We start from the raw sequence: 15045 nt of genomic DNA on the forward strand, positions 1-15045 counted from the left end.
AAAAACAAATCAAAACATGATGAAAAAATCCTGCTTACAAAAGCAGGATTTTTTTTTATAATAGCAAATAGGTACCAAGTGGGGAAAAGTGGGGGAAAGTGGTGCCTCCGGGGAGGAAAGTGGGGGATAGGGCATGTTCATGGGCGAATACCAGCATTCCATAGACGATAAAGGCCGCCTGATCATCCCTGCCAAACTCCGTGAGGGTCTAGGTTTCTCTTTCGTAATTACCCGTGGTCTTGATCAATGTTTGTTTGTCTACCCGATGGATGAATGGAAGGCACTGGAGGAGAAGCTGAAATCACTTCCGTTTACGAAAGCGGATGCAAGGGCATTTACCCGTTTCTTCTTTTCTGGGGCTACAGAATGCGAGTGGGACAAGCAGGGAAGGGTAACAATACCGGCCAATTTACGTGAGCACGCTCAGTTGACGAAAGAGTGTGTGGTAATTGGTGTATCCAACCGCGTGGAGATTTGGAGCAAGGATTCGTGGGAGAACTACTTTAGCGACTCTGAAGGTTCCTTTAGCGAAATTGCGGAAAAGCTCGTCGACTTTAATTTGTAATTCATCAATGGGGTGACAAAATGTTTCATCATATTACTGTGTTAAAGGAAGAGGCAGTTGCCGGTTTAGCGATTAAGCCGGATGGAATCTATGTGGATTGCACCCTCGGTGGGGCAGGTCACAGCAGCTTGATTGCATCTATGTTGAGTGAGCGAGGTCGATTGATTTCGATTGACCAGGATGACGTTGCACTAGAGAACGCCAGAAATGTAATGGCTCCTTACATGGACAGAGTAACACTTGTGAAAAGCAACTTTCGAGAGATAAAGCAAGTGGTGAAAGAACAAGGGTTTGAGGGTGTAGACGGTATTCTGTTTGACCTGGGTGTATCATCACCGCAATTGGACGAAGGCGAACGAGGATTCAGCTATAACGCAGACGCACCACTTGATATGAGAATGGATCGTGATGCACTCCTGTCTGCATACGATCTGGTAAATGACTGGGATGAACAAGAAATCGCCAAGGTGATTTGGGAATACGGGGAAGAGAAATTCTCCAGACGAATTGCCCGGCAAATCATTACGCATCGGGAGCAAGCGCCGATCGAAACGACAGGACAGTTGGTTGAGATTATCAAGGAAGCGATTCCTGCCCCTGCCAGAAGAACAGGGCCACATCCAGCCAAACGCACATTTCAAGCTATTCGTATTGCCGTAAATGATGAATTGGGAGCATTCCGTGATGCGATTCATGATTCAGTAGATATCCTGAATCCGCATGGCCGGGTAAGTGTCATCACGTTCCACTCCTTGGAAGATCGGATTTGCAAACAAGCCTTCCAATCGTTTGCCCAAGGATGTACGTGCCCTCCAGGATTTCCTCAATGTGTGTGTGGAAACCAACCAATCGTCAAAATCATTACAAGAAAGCCATTACTTCCGAGCGAAGCGGAATTGTCGGCCAATCCGCGAGCCAGATCAGCCAAACTTCGAATCGCTGAGAAAATTGCCGACTAGAATGGCAACGGAAAAAGGGGGATCACCGTGAGCTATTATTATCGAGGAAATTTGGCGGTTGAATTAGATCGGCAGCAAGAGAAGACCACCGCAAAGAAAAAACGAACGGTTATTATCAAATCTTCCATCCCGATGATGGAAAAGCTATTATACTTATTTTTTGTTTGTATGATCGTAACTGCGGTTGGTTTTGTCGGGTACCGTTATGTCCAGATTTCCGAGTATAATTATCAAATTCAAAAAGCAAAAAGAGATATTGCTACTTTGCATGAGCAAAATGCTGCACTTCAGTTAAAAGTGGAGCAGATGAGTTCAAGAGATCGAGTTGTGCCGATGGCTGAAAGCATGGGGATGGTTTTGTCTCCTGGTGCTGTCCGAGTAATCACTCCGGAAGGTGCTGCTCCCCAGAAATCAGTTGCGAAAGCAAACTAGATGAAAATGCTACTCTCGCCCACGGCGGGGGTACTTTTTCTTTTTTAGATTCGAAATGGCTTGAATACTTCTAACTTACTAAAGGCTGATTAGTTTTCTGTCGATACTCTTTTCTAGAGGTGAAGAATGTGTGGATACGAAACGTCGCATAAACTGGCGGACGCTGTGGTTTGGTGCTGGACTGGTTCTGTTGTTTATGGGACTTCTTGTACGAGTGTGGTGGATTCAAACCGTTGATGCCGCATGGATTGTGGAAGAAGCAAAAAAACAGTGGGAGCGGGACAAAAATATTCGTCCTACCAGGGGTTCCATTTTTGATCGGAATAACGAGGTTCTTGCCTACGAAGGAAAAGCCTATACGGTGAACGCCACGCTTCGTCCCCGAAATGAGGTGGAACAGAAGAAGGTTGGCGAAGACTATGTGAAAGATCCATTCGATACAGCAAGAAAGCTCGCACCCATCTTAAACATGCCTGTGGAGAAGATTACCAATATTTTGTCAAAACAAGGATCACTCAATGTGGAGTTTGGCAGATATGGCAAAAAAATAACCGAAGAACAAAAGAATCAAATCATGGCTTATCATAAGAAAACGGTCGATGCCAAAGGGAAAGAAGTCATCGTGAATGAATTGCCGGGTATTTTCCTAACAGAGACTACTCGAAGATACTATCCGAACAACTCTTTTCTCTCTCACGTCATTGGGTACATGACATATGAAGATGTTGCGGAGATGGGAATTGAGAAGCAGTTTGACAAGGAATTGAAGGGTGAGCCGGGAGAGTTGCAAGTGATCAAGGACGGCGCCGGCTATATGCTGCCGGATGGCGAGCAAAAATTCATGCCTGCCAAAGATGGGCTGAACGTCGTTCTTACCATTGACAGTCAGATCCAAGGATACGTCGAACAGGCAATGGACATTATCGAGAAGGAATATAAGCCAAAGAAAATGACCGTTATCGTAACGGACCCGAATTCAGGGGAAATTCTTGCACTAGCCAATCGTCCCCAGTTTAATCCAAACAAATATTGGGACATTCCTGATTATCGCAGTCACAAAAATGTCGCTATTAGCAGTTTGTTTGAACCAGGCTCAACCTTTAAAATTATCACGCTTGCTGCTGCAATTGAACGAGGATTGTATAGTGACACCGAGAAATATCAATCGGGTTCCTATAACAAGCTGCCAGGAAAGAAAATCAATGACCATAACAACGGTCACGGCTGGGGTAAAATTACCTTCCTGGAAGGTGTGCAGCGCTCCAGTAACGTAGCATTTGTCATCTTGGGCTATGAACGCCTGAAGAAGGACTTGCTGAAAACCTATTTTGACCTGTTTGGTGTAAGTAAAAAAACAGGAATTGAATTACCTGGCGAAGCAGTAGCGAATATGGACAGCTTTTTGAACCCACGCTCCCAACGTGACGTTGCCGTAACCACGTTCGGTCAAGGAATTCTCGTTACAGCCATTCAACAGGTGGCGGCCATTGGTGCTATTGCCAATGGAGGTGAGCTCTTAAAGCCGCAAATCGTCAAAGAATTGCGCAATCCACATACGGGCGCCGTTGTTAAGAGAAACCAGCGGGAAGTGGTTCAACGCGTAGTGAAGGAATCAACGGCCAAACGAGTGCGTGACATTCTGGAAACGGTCGTAACCAGTGATAATGGTACCGGTAAAGCCTATGATCTGAAAGGCTATCATGTAGCAGGTAAAACAGGGACGGCCCAAAAATACAGCGAAGAGACGGGCAAAATTCTTGAAGGACGCTACATCGTATCATTTATCGGTTTTGCTCCAAAGGATAACCCTCGTCTTTTGGTCTATGTTGTTGTTGACGATCCTGAGACAGACCAATCGTCAAATGTTTTAGGCCGTTTAACCGTTGCTCCGATCTTTAACTCCGTCATGGAAAGAAGCCTGCAATATCTGCAACAGAAGCCGGATATCACACAGGCCAAAGAAGTAAAAACAAACACGGTAGAGCATACAATGCCGAATTTTGTGGGTATGGCAACATCCTCGGCTGTCACGAAGGCGAAGCAGGAAGGACTGGCTGCCCAAGTCATCGGAACAGGAACCAAGATTGTAAGTCAACATCCGTCGCCGTTGGAAAAAGTGTATCCGCAAAGCAAGGTAGAGTTGATTACGAACCAGATGAAAGGTGTCAAAATGCCTGACTTTAGAGGGAAATCACTTCGGGAAGTCATGGAGTTTGCATCCTTGGTTCAATTAAATGTGACATTTACAGGAAACGGGTTCGTTCAGGAACAAAGCATCCCGCCTGGCACCGTTTTGAATGGAAAAGGGAATCTGAACGTGACACTGTCACCGCCAACTCCATAAGGAAGTTCTAACTAGTCCCTCTTGCGAATAGGGTTTAAGAAAGACAAACCTGTTCGCAAGGGGGTTATTGTTGTGCGCGTGTCCAATGTTACCGTGCGCCGCAGAATTTTTATCGCTCTTATCATCGGAATTGTTATGTACTCGGCCTTAATCACGCGGCTCGGTTACATCCAGCTCATTCAGGGGCAAACGCTGCAGGAAAAAGCGCAAGACCTGTGGACGAGGGATATTCCGTTTGAAGCACAGCGCGGCAAGATCCGAGATCGCAATGGTGTTGTTATCGTAGGCAATCAAAGTGTTCCAACCGTGATGGCGATTCCTGCCCAAGTGAAGGAGCCCCATGAAACTGCAAAAAAATTGGCAGTGGTTCTTGGGCAAAAGGAAGAGGATATTTACAAGGCGATTACCAAGCGAGTATCCATCAATGACCGCATACCGGGTGGTCGCAAGATTTCACCGGAAAAGGCAAAACAGATTCAAGCGATGGGTTTGCCAGGAATACAAGTAGCAGATGATTCGGAGCGTTCTTATCCATTCGAAACGATGGCAGCTCATCTGCTTGGGTTTACTGGCTCTGAGAATCAGGGGCTGACTGGATTGGAAAAAGTGTATGACAAGTTCTTGATGGGTACAGGAGGCTATGTGTCGTCTCCTACCGATGCAGGTGGGAGAAGTATGCCGGGTTTATCTGAGCAATATGTTCCCGCTATTAATGGAATGGACATGTACTTGACTATTGACGCAAAAATTCAGTCGTTTATCGAAAAAGAACTGGATCAGGCTGTGGTTGCCTATCAACCGGATGATGTGCTTGCCATCGCTATGGACCCCAAAACAGGCGAGATCCTCGGGATGGGCTCCAGACCGACTTTTAATCCAGGGAAATACCGGGATTACCCCATTGAGACGTACAATCGCAATTTGCCGATCTGGAAGACGTACGAGCCGGGGTCAACCTTTAAGATCGTTACACTAGCTGCTGCCCTGAACGAAGGAGTAGTGAATTTGAAAGAGTCATTCCACGATCCTGGCTATATTATGGTTGCCGGTGCCAGACTGCGTTGCTGGAAAAGGCAGGGACACGGACAAGAGACGATGCTGGAAGTCGTGGAGAACTCCTGCAACCCTGGCTTTGTCACAATGGGTCAGCGGCTCGGTAAGGAGCGGTTGTTTCAATATGTACACAAATTTGGCTTTGGCAAGAAAACAGGAATTGACCTCTTGGGTGAAGAGAACGGTCTGATGTTTAAACCGAGTCAGGTTGGCCCAGTAGAGTTGGGAACTACCTCGTTTGGTCAAGGGGTTTCTGTTACGCCTATTCAGCAAATGGCCGCTGTTGCCGCAGCGATAAATGGTGGTAAGCTTATGAAGCCGTTCGTTGCAAAAGAATGGCGAGACAGTATTACCAACAGCATTATCGGGAAAACCGAACCGACCATGATCCGTCAGGTCATCAGTGAAAAGACTTCTGAGCAGGTTCGTTACGCACTGGAGAGTGTAGTTGCCAAAGGAACGGGCCGCAATGCTTTTATTGAGGGCTACCGGGTTGGCGGCAAAACGGGGACAGCTCAGAAGGTGCGCAATGGACGATACTCCAGTGGAGAGTACATCGTGTCATTCATCGGATTTGCCCCAGCAGACGACCCGCAAATTCTGGTATACATCGCGGTTGACAATCCGAAGGCACAAGCATTTGGTGGATTAATTGCCGCACCTATCGTGAGAAACATCATGGAGCAATCTCTGCAATATTTAAAAGTGCCAAAACGTCAGAATCAGCTCGAACGTGAATACATTTATGGAGACAAACGATACTTTGAAGTTCCAGATTTGACAGGAATGAGTATGAAGGAAATTACCAGTTCTTTCTATACTATGCAACTGGATGTATCGGGAAAAGGAACCCATGTTGTGAAGCAGACACCGGAGCCAGGAGTAAAATTGGAAGAAGGGTCAAAAATTCGTATCTTCCTTGGTGACAAAATGGCTAATTAGCTATACAATAATTCTTCGTGGAGAGGGTCTTGTGATTAGAGACTCTCTCATCACCTTGTTTCTAAAAGGATGTACTTTTGTCTATACTAAGGTGGAGAATGGGGTGCCATATGTCATGCAACTGAAGGAATTACTCGCTCCTCTGCTGCTTGTGAACGTATCAGGAGACGATGAAATAGAAATTACTGGACTATCTGTTGACTCAAGAAAAGTAAAACCGGGAGATTTGTTTGTCTGTTTGACTGGTTTTACGGTTGATGGACATGAATATGCTATGCAAGCTGTTGAACATGGTGCGGTTGCCATTTTGGCAGAGAGAGAGCTGGATATAGATGCTGCGGTTGCAGTTGTACCTGATACAAGACGGGCAATGGCAATGGTGGCTGATCGGTTTTTCCAGTCACCAACGCAAGAATTGCGCTTGATTGGGGTTACGGGAACCAATGGCAAAACAACAACTACTCATTTGATTGATAAAATCTTGACTGACCGCAGGAAGAAAACGGGATTAGTCGGGACAATTCATATGCGTATCGGTGATGTGTATGAAGAAATCAAAAACACGACTCCAGATGTAATTGATCTTCAGGGAAGTTTTCGACGCATGAGAGAGATCGAAACGGAATATGCCATAATTGAGGCATCCTCACATGCTCTCGATATGGGGAGAGTCCGTGGCTGCAACTTTCATATCGGTGTGTTTACGAATTTGACGCAGGATCATCTTGACTATCACAAGACAATGGAGAATTATTTGAATGCCAAGTCACTTCTGTTTTCACAATTGGGCAACAGCTACGATTACGCCCAAATGAAAACAGCCGTACTAAATGCTGACGATCCGGCATCTGAAGTATTCAAGCGGGTCACGCCTGCACGAGTCATCACCTACGGCATTGAAAGCAAAGCAGATGTGTCTGCTTCTGATATACGTATTACAAGTAAAGGAACGACATTTACTTTACATACATTCAAGGGATCTGCCGAGCTCCACTTGCAACTGATCGGCAAATTCAATGTGTACAATGCATTGGCAGCGATAGCAACTGCGCTTGCAGAAGGATTCGAACTGACAGACATCAAACAAAGCCTTGAACAGATCAAAGGTGTCAATGGACGCTTCGAGCCTGTCATCGCAGGACAGAGCTTCACGGTAATCGTTGACTATTCCCACACGCCGGACAGTCTGGAGAATGCCTTACAGACGGTTAAAGAGTTTGCGCAAGGCAGAATTTTTTGTGTCGTCGGTTGTGGAGGCGATCGAGATAGGACCAAACGCCCAATTATGGCCAAAATTGCAACAAACTACGCTGATGTCGTCGTCTTAACTTCTGATAATCCTCGTTCAGAAGATCCGGTTGCTATCCTGAATGACATGGAAGAAGGCTTGCAAGGCGTTGATTCCGCACAATACGTAACCATTGTGGATCGCCGGGAAGCAATCAGGTACGCTGTTTCAAAAGCAGGTGAAAACGATATTATTCTGATTGCTGGAAAAGGGCATGAAACGTATCAGATCATCAAGGGAGAGGTTCTCGCTTTTGATGACAGGGAAGTTGCCCGTGAATCCATTCTTACACTAACCAAATAAACCGATCAATCAAGAGAAAAAACGTCACTTCGATTGCGGAAAGGAGGTTGGGGCATGCCTTTTGACAATGTCCTCATCATCACGATAATTGCTTCGTTCTTAATAGCTGTACTAGTCGGACCTTTATTCATCCCGGTGCTCAGACGCTTGAAGTTTGGGCAGAGTATTCGAGAAGAAGGGCCCCAGTCCCACCAGAAAAAAGCAGGAACCCCAACAATGGGAGGTACGATCATCCTCCTTGCACTTGTTTTTACTGTACTGAAATTTGCTAATACAACAATTGAAATTGTTTTTCTTTTGCTACTGACTCTTGGATATGGACTTATCGGATTCCTAGATGATTTCATTAAAATCAGCAAGAAGAGAAATTTGGGACTGACAGCAAAGCAAAAATTTGCAGGCCAAATCATCTTGGCCATCATTGCTTATACACTGCTAGTAAAAATGGGACACGATACATCACTCCATCTGCCAGGAACCCCTTGGAATATTGAACTTGGCTGGATCTACTTCCCGTTCCTGGTATTCCTGCTCGTTGGAACAACCAATGCAGTCAATATCACGGATGGACTAGATGGCTTGTTGGCTGGTACAGGTGCGATTGCGTTTGGAGCCTATGCCATTATTGCCTGGTTGTCCAGCGACCCTGACACAGCTATTTTCAGTGCGGCTGTGGTTGGCTCTGTGCTTGGATTCCTGGTATTCAACGCCCATCCTGCCCGTGTCTTTATGGGTGATACAGGCTCGCTCGCATTAGGTGGCGCACTAGCAGGAATTGCGATCATGACCAAAACAGAGCTGTTGCTTGCCGTTATCGGTGGAGTATTTGTCGTAGAGACACTCTCTGTTATTATGCAAGTGATATCCTTCAAAACAAGAGGAAAACGAATCTTTCGTATGAGTCCGCTGCATCATCATTTCGAATTAACAGGCTGGTCCGAGTGGAGAGTCGTTGTTACGTTCTGGTTGGTCGGAATGGTGTTGGCTGGACTAGGTGTTTACTTAGAGGTGGTGCAATAATGGACTTGTACAACAACAAACAAATCGTCGTTGTAGGCTTAGCGAAAAGCGGTGTAGCGGTTGCCAAACTGTTGCACCGCTTTGGTGCGCAAATCATCGTTAACGATAAAAAAGCAAGGGAAGAAGCAAGTGGAATCGAGGAATTGGAAGACCTGGGGATCATGGTGATCACAGGCTATCACCCGGAAGATCTGATTCATACAGGTGTTTCACTAGTGGTGAAAAATCCGGGAATCCCTTACGAGGCAGAACCCATTCAAAAAGCGATCGAATTAGGAATTCCCGTAATCACAGAGGTGGAGATTGCCTATCAGTTATCACAAGCACCACTGATCGGGATTACCGGCTCAAATGGGAAAACGACGACGACAACGTTGGTCGGCCTGATTCTGGAGGAAGCGAAATTGCGCCCGGTTGTTGGCGGAAATATTGGTACGGTTCTTTGCGAGCTTGCAGAAGAGGTGCAGGCGGATCAATATCTCGTCGCTGAGTTAAGCAGCTTTCAATTGATGGGAACAGCAACCTTTCGCCCGAAAATTGCGGCTCTCCTGAATCTCTATCCGGCTCATCTGGACTATCATCATACGATGGAAGAATACCTGGCTGCCAAAGCAAAAATCTTCGCCAATCAGACAGAAACAGAGTACGCCGTACTTAACTACGAGCAGGAAGACGTACGCAGGCTGGGTGAATCCTGCAAGGCAGAGACGTACTATTTTAGCCGATTGCAAAAAGTTCCGGCAGGTGCCTATGTCGAGGATGAAAGAATCATTTTCTGTCGTACATCAGGCGATCAGGAAGTAGTCATGGACATAAAAGATATCGCTCTTCTCGGAAAGCATCATTTGGAAAACATTCTGGCTGCCGTTATCATTTGTAAATTGGCAGGTGCAGATACGGGGGCAATCCAACGAGTTCTGACTACTTTCCAGGGAGTGGAGCATCGCACGGAGTACGTAGCTACTGTACAGGGCGTGAAGTTTTACAACGACTCCAAGGCAACCAATTCACAAGCGGCTATTCAAGCGATTTCTGCCTTCAAGGAACCAGTTGTCCTTTTGGCAGGAGGGCTTGATCGGGGAGTCAGCTTTACGGAGCTCGTGCCTTTTTTCAAAAATCATGTCAAAGCAATCATTACGTTTGGTGAAACAGCCCAAATTCTCTTGGATCGAGCACAAGAGGCAGGGATTGCGAGCCGAGTTCGCGTCGATACTGTGGATGAGGCTGTTCAGGCATCTTTCAGATTGGCAGAAGCGGGTGACGTCATACTGTTGAGTCCTGCGTGCGCAAGTTGGGATATGTTCCCTTCCTTCGAGGTGAGGGGGAGCATGTTTAAGGAAGCCGTGCATAAACTTAGAACAAGCCTAGGATAACAAGCCCTTGCCAGGTAGGATGAGGCAGGGGCAGTGCAGGAAAGGATGGCTTGCGATGAGTAAGGTACGAACTGCCCCTGACTTCTTTATTATTTTTGCTACGCTGTTTCTACTTGGGATCGGCATCGTCATGGTGTACAGCGCAAGTGCCGTGTATGCTTATCATACATTTGAAGGCGATTCCTACTATTTTTCCAAGCGGCAATTTATTTTCGCCATCTTGGGTATAGCTTCCATGTACGTCATGATGAACGTGGATTACTGGGTGTGGAAAAAATGGGCCAAAACAGGCTTTATTGTTTCTCTGGCCTTGCTTGTTCTCGTCTTGATCATCGGAAAAGAAGTAAACGGGGCGAAAAGCTGGTTAGGTCTTGGTTCGTTCGGTATCCAGCCCGGAGAGTTTGCCAAATTTGGTGTTGCAGCTTTTCTTGCCATGTGGCTTTCCGATAATCAGAAAAAAATTGTCCTCTTTCAAAAAGGCCTTGCTCCGGCACTGGCGATTCCTTCAGCATGTTTTGCATTAATTATGTTGCAGCCAGACCTTGGCACAGGTACAGTATTAATGGGAATGTCAATTTTAATGATTTTTGTGGCTGGAGCACGAATAAGTCACTTTGTTGGTCTAGGACTATTAGGGGTTGCCGGCTTCGCCGGATTGATCATCTCAGCACCCTATCGCATTGCCCGCATTACGGCATTCCTTGATCCGTGGGAAGATCCGCTCGGCAAGGGATACCAGATCATTCAGTCACTGTATGCGATTGGACCCGGTGGCTTGCTTGGTCTTGGCTTGGGACAAAGTCGCCAGAAGTTCTCTTATCTGCCCGAGCCGTACAATGATTTTATCTTCTCAATCGTTGCAGAGGAATTAGGCTTTATCGGCGGTTCGCTAGTCCTCTTGCTTTTCCTGCTCCTGGTATGGAGGGGGATGCGAGTGGCGATTACAGCGCCTGATCTGTTTGGCAGTCTGCTTGCCTTAGGAATCGTCGGGATGATAGCGATACAGGTATTAATCAACGTAGGAGTCGTAACGGGCATGTTTCCGGTTACGGGGATTACCCTGCCATTTTTAAGCTATGGTGGTTCATCTCTTACGCTGATGCTGACAGGTGTTGGCATATTGTTGAATATTTCGAGGTTTTCTCGTTAAGAATACCCACCCGACACAAGAAGATAGCTGGCGGTAGACTAAACGCAACATCCATGTTGCATCGTCGACAATTGTATGTCCTGTGCTTCGTCGGGCGGGGCCCAAAACTTATACAAAGTCTTTTGAAAACAGGTGATATATATGCGCGTCGTCTTGACCGGGGGAGGTACAGGAGGACATATTTACCCAGCGCTTGCGGTTGCAGAGGAGATCCTTCGCCACGAACCGCAGGCCAAATTTTTGTATATCGGCACAAGTAAAGGGTTGGAATCCAAATTGGTACCCAAGCAAGGGCTGCCTTTTGAGGAAATTGAGATTTCAGGCATTCAGCGCAAACTGACTCTGGAAAATGTGCGTACAGCCTGGAAGTTCATCCGCTCTGTTTCCAAATCGAAAGAGATTTTGCGCAAGTGGAAACCGGATATTGTGATTGGTACAGGTGGTTATGTCTGCGGGCCTGTGGTTTTTGCTGCGGCAAGATTGGGCATCCCAACCCTGATTCACGAACAGAATGTCGTTCCAGGGCTGACCAACGTGTTTTTGTCACGTTTTGTGGATCGGATTGCAGTTTCTTTTGAAGAATCACTAACCCATTTTCCTAAACAAAAAACCGTGTATACCGGAAACCCACGAGCAACACAAGTTCAGCATGGCAATGCAGATGCTGGACGAGAAATGGTAGGAGTCTCACCGGAGAAACCGATTGTTCTCGTCGTTGGAGGCAGCCGGGGAGCAAGAGCCATTAACGAAGCGACCTTGCAGCTTGTGCCCTACATCAAGCAGCATCCGGACTATCATTTTGTGTATGTAACAGGTGATGTTCATTACGATAAAATTGCTGCTCAATTGTCTGACCACGGAAATCTGCCGGCAAACTTGAGTCTGCTTCCCTTTGTGCATCAGATGCCTGATTTATTGGCCGCCACTCACTTGATCGTGAATCGGGCAGGAGCCTCATTTCTGGCAGAAATCACATCTTTGGGAATTCCGGCCGTGCTCATTCCATCGCCATATGTGACGAATAACCATCAAGAGAAGAACGCTCGTGGCCTGGAACGTGTCGGAGCGGCAGTAGTCATTCTGGAAAAAGAACTGAATGGGGAGTCATTACAGAATGCTCTCGATCCCATTCTAACGAATCAGGAGCTGCGTGAGCGCATGCGGCAAGAATCCCTCAAAATGGGGAAAAAAGACGCAGCATCCTCAATTTATCATGAGGTGGAAGAACTGATGAAACGCAAGTAGGCGTCTGTCACGCCCAACTATAGAGCAGCATATGATGAAGCAAACACGTGATAGAATTAGTTCCCACCTAGCATTTGTGTCAGGAGGTTCACTATGAAATACATCGCTGATGAGTTAATAAAAGCTGGTGTTGGAAAGGTTTGGGTTGATGAACCTCTCGCCAACCATACCACTTGGCGTATCGGAGGTCCGTGTGATCTCCTGATTCAGCCAAAGGATAAAGAGTCACTCATTTTGGCTGTTCAAACGATCCATCGCAGTAACATTCCATGGAGAGTAATTGGACGCGGCTCTAACCTTCTAGTGAGGGATGGAGGGATTAGAGGGGCCGTGTTCAAAGTGGCTGAGGGCTTAAGTCACTGTGAATTTCGGGGTGAAGAGGTGCGTGTTGGTGCCGGGTATTCGACGATTCGCCTTGCGGTGGAGGCAGGCAAAATGGGCTTGACGGGTTTAGAGTTTGCGGGAGGTATACCAGGCTCAATCGGTGGAGCTGTCTACATGAATGCAGGTGCTCATGGTTCTGATCTTTCACGTATTCTTAAAGAAGCCGAAGTCCTCTTTGAAGATGGTGAAGTAAGGGTGTTAACCAACGAAGAGATGCAATTCAGCTACCGTACCTCTCTTTTGCAATCGAGAAAAGGGATTGTGCTGGAAGCCCTCCTTCAATTGAAAACTGGAGACCGAAAAGAGATAGCGGCAGCCCTTGCCAAGTTTAAGGATCGCCGCAGACAATCACAGCCCTTGCAGCAGCCCTGTGCCGGTAGTGTATTCCGCAACCCGCCAGGAGATCATGCAGGTCGACTCATCGAGGCTTCTGGTCTCAAAGGGTTTTCAATCGGTGGAGCACAGGTCTCGGAAATTCACGCCAATTTTATCGTCAATCGGGGAGGCGCCACGGCTGCCGACGTCCTCACCTTAATGGAGCATATCCAATCCACGGTCAAAGAAAAATTTGGAGTAGAAATGCATCCAGAAGTTTTGGTGGTGGGCGAGGGGTAACTCGGAGGTGAAAGTTTGGAGGCTTTTACTATCGAAGGTGGAAAACCTCTGTCTGGTACACTACGGATACAAGGAGCAAAGAATGCTGCCCTCCCAATTCTCGCCGCCGCAATATTGGCTGAAGGGCAATTTCATATCTACGATGTGCCACATTTGAAAGATATAGAAGTAATGCTGAGAATTTTGTCAGCTTTGGGAGCAAAGGTGCGGCATACCGATGGATGTGTTAGTTTAGATACGACATCATTATCGATCTCACATGTTCCTGATGAATTGATGGGGCAGATGCGTTCGTCTATCTTTTTGATGGGACCGCTCCTGGCTAGGCTTGGAGAGGTTACCATTTCAAGACCAGGCGGCTGTGATATCGGGGAGCGGAGAATTGATCTACATTTGTCTGGACTCGCTGCACTCGGTGCCAAGAGCGAAGATTCAGAAGGGTATATCACATTTAAAGCAAAGCAACTGAAAGGTACGAATATCTTCCTGTCGTTCCCGAGCGTAGGTGCAACGGAGAATATCATGATGGCGGCAGTGCTAGCCAAAGGAACGACCCGCATCCACAACCCCGCAAGAGAACCGGAAATTGTTGACATCCAAAACTTTCTCAACGCCATGGGAGCAAGGATTCGGGGCGCAGGGACGGATACAATTGAAATTGATGGCGTATCAAAACTACGTGGAGTAAGCTATCGCATTATCCCTGACCGGATTGTAGCAGGCACTCATCTGTTGGCTGTGGGTGCAGCTCAAGGTCAAGTGGAATTGACGAACACCATTCCTGGTCATCTTACTGCACTTATCGAAATGGCACGTACATGTGGTGTTGAAATCAAAACCCACCATGATATAATGGAAGTCAAAAGTACGTCGCGCCCAAAAGCAATTGATCGGATCATCACCTCCCCCTATCCTGGATTTCCTACTGATCTGCAAGCGCAGATGATGACTTTCCTTGTATTGGCGAGAGGCACGAGTGTGATCAAGGAGACAATTTTTGAGGGAAGATTCAAACACGTCAATGAATTAACACGACTGGGAGCATCCATCTACGTTGATCTGGGTACAGCCTTTATTCGAGGCGTGAGCAAATTAAATGGAGCCGTTGTTGAAGCAACTGATTTACGGGCAGGAGCTGCTCTCGTATTGGCAGGTCTCGCTGCGGAAGGTACGACCACGGTCGAAAAGATTTATCATATTGACCGAGGCTACGAACGTCTGGAATGGCAACTTCAACAGCTTGGCGCAACCGTTAAGCGTGTAACCACATAGTGTAGGATCTTTTATTACAAGCGAAGCGGCATAAGCATTTTATGCCGCTTTCATTCGTTTGATACATGCTTTGGTTTTTCTGTTATCAATATCCATTCGG

General features: G+C 46.8%; 12 protein-coding genes. All 12 read left to right on the top strand.

Going from position 1 to position 15045, the window contains the following annotated elements; all coding sequences use genetic code 11:
* The first annotated feature begins 133 nt into the window (after nt 1–133).
* The 12 genes from mraZ to murA all read left to right on the top strand — a co-directional run bounded on the left by mraZ (nt 134) and on the right by murA (nt 14945).
* Nucleotides 134–565 carry a division/cell wall cluster transcriptional repressor MraZ gene (gene mraZ, locus ACPW7N_RS09045; RefSeq protein ID WP_425650733.1) on the top strand — a complete coding sequence of 144 codons (432 nt, stop codon included), beginning with the start codon at nt 134–136 and terminating at the stop codon, nt 563–565.
* Between the two features lie 20 nt (nt 566–585).
* Nucleotides 586–1524 (top strand): 16S rRNA (cytosine(1402)-N(4))-methyltransferase RsmH, encoded by a 939-nt coding sequence (gene rsmH / locus ACPW7N_RS09050; RefSeq protein WP_425650734.1) that lies wholly within the window; start codon nt 586–588, stop codon nt 1522–1524.
* A gap of 27 nt (nt 1525–1551) precedes the next feature.
* Nucleotides 1552–1956, top strand: coding sequence for a cell division protein FtsL (gene ftsL2, locus ACPW7N_RS09055; protein WP_425650735.1), 405 nt, complete (start codon nt 1552–1554; stop codon nt 1954–1956).
* Nucleotides 1957–2086: 130 nt separating this feature from the next.
* The gene (locus ACPW7N_RS09060) at nt 2087–4300 is read left to right on the top strand and encodes a penicillin-binding protein (RefSeq protein ID WP_425650736.1); all 2214 of its coding nucleotides are present in this window, start codon (nt 2087–2089) and stop codon (nt 4298–4300) included.
* A 72-nt stretch (nt 4301–4372) separates the two neighbouring features.
* Complete coding sequence (locus ACPW7N_RS09065) at nt 4373–6295, top strand: stage V sporulation protein D (RefSeq protein ID WP_425650737.1); 1923 nt, start codon at nt 4373–4375, stop codon at nt 6293–6295.
* 115 nt (nt 6296–6410) lie between these two features.
* The gene (locus ACPW7N_RS09070) at nt 6411–7886 is read left to right on the top strand and encodes a UDP-N-acetylmuramoyl-L-alanyl-D-glutamate--2,6-diaminopimelate ligase (RefSeq protein WP_425650789.1); all 1476 of its coding nucleotides are present in this window, start codon (nt 6411–6413) and stop codon (nt 7884–7886) included.
* A gap of 54 nt (nt 7887–7940) precedes the next feature.
* Nucleotides 7941–8906 (top strand): phospho-N-acetylmuramoyl-pentapeptide-transferase, encoded by a 966-nt coding sequence (gene mraY / locus ACPW7N_RS09075; protein WP_425650738.1) that lies wholly within the window; start codon nt 7941–7943, stop codon nt 8904–8906.
* A complete protein-coding gene (murD, locus tag ACPW7N_RS09080) occupies nt 8906–10279 on the top strand; it encodes a UDP-N-acetylmuramoyl-L-alanine--D-glutamate ligase (protein ID WP_425650739.1) in 1374 nt (457 codons plus the stop codon). The genes mraY and murD overlap by 1 nt, the downstream gene beginning before the upstream one ends.
* 55 nt (nt 10280–10334) lie before the next feature.
* Nucleotides 10335–11429 carry a stage V sporulation protein E gene (gene spoVE / locus ACPW7N_RS09085; protein ID WP_425650740.1) on the top strand — a complete coding sequence of 365 codons (1095 nt, stop codon included), beginning with the start codon at nt 10335–10337 and terminating at the stop codon, nt 11427–11429.
* Between the two features lie 141 nt (nt 11430–11570).
* Nucleotides 11571–12674 carry an undecaprenyldiphospho-muramoylpentapeptide beta-N-acetylglucosaminyltransferase gene (gene murG, locus ACPW7N_RS09090; RefSeq protein WP_425650741.1) on the top strand — a complete coding sequence of 368 codons (1104 nt, stop codon included), beginning with the start codon at nt 11571–11573 and terminating at the stop codon, nt 12672–12674.
* 93 nt (nt 12675–12767) lie between these two features.
* Nucleotides 12768–13673, top strand: a complete 906-nt coding sequence (gene murB / locus ACPW7N_RS09095) for a UDP-N-acetylmuramate dehydrogenase (protein WP_425650742.1) — start codon at nt 12768–12770, stop codon at nt 13671–13673.
* A 15-nt stretch (nt 13674–13688) separates the two neighbouring features.
* A complete protein-coding gene (gene murA / locus ACPW7N_RS09100; RefSeq protein WP_425650743.1) occupies nt 13689–14945 on the top strand; it encodes a UDP-N-acetylglucosamine 1-carboxyvinyltransferase in 1257 nt (418 codons plus the stop codon).
* The last annotated feature ends 100 nt before the right edge of the window (nt 14946–15045 follow it).

This window comes from Brevibacillus nigriterrae, assembly GCF_049846925.1.
Taxonomy (GTDB): domain Bacteria; phylum Bacillota; class Bacilli; order Brevibacillales; family Brevibacillaceae; genus Brevibacillus_H.

Coding starts and splice junctions, on each gene's coding strand:
- mraZ (WP_425650733.1), top strand. CDS start 134: ATGTTCATGGGCGAATACCAGCATTCCATAGACGATAAAGGCCGCCTG.
- rsmH (WP_425650734.1), top strand. CDS start 586: ATGTTTCATCATATTACTGTGTTAAAGGAAGAGGCAGTTGCCGGTTTA.
- ACPW7N_RS09070 (WP_425650789.1), top strand. CDS start 6,411: ATGCAACTGAAGGAATTACTCGCTCCTCTGCTGCTTGTGAACGTATCA.
- mraY (WP_425650738.1), top strand. CDS start 7,941: ATGCCTTTTGACAATGTCCTCATCATCACGATAATTGCTTCGTTCTTA.
- murD (WP_425650739.1), top strand. CDS start 8,906: ATGGACTTGTACAACAACAAACAAATCGTCGTTGTAGGCTTAGCGAAA.
- spoVE (WP_425650740.1), top strand. CDS start 10,335: ATGAGTAAGGTACGAACTGCCCCTGACTTCTTTATTATTTTTGCTACG.
- murG (WP_425650741.1), top strand. CDS start 11,571: ATGCGCGTCGTCTTGACCGGGGGAGGTACAGGAGGACATATTTACCCA.
- murB (WP_425650742.1), top strand. CDS start 12,768: ATGAAATACATCGCTGATGAGTTAATAAAAGCTGGTGTTGGAAAGGTT.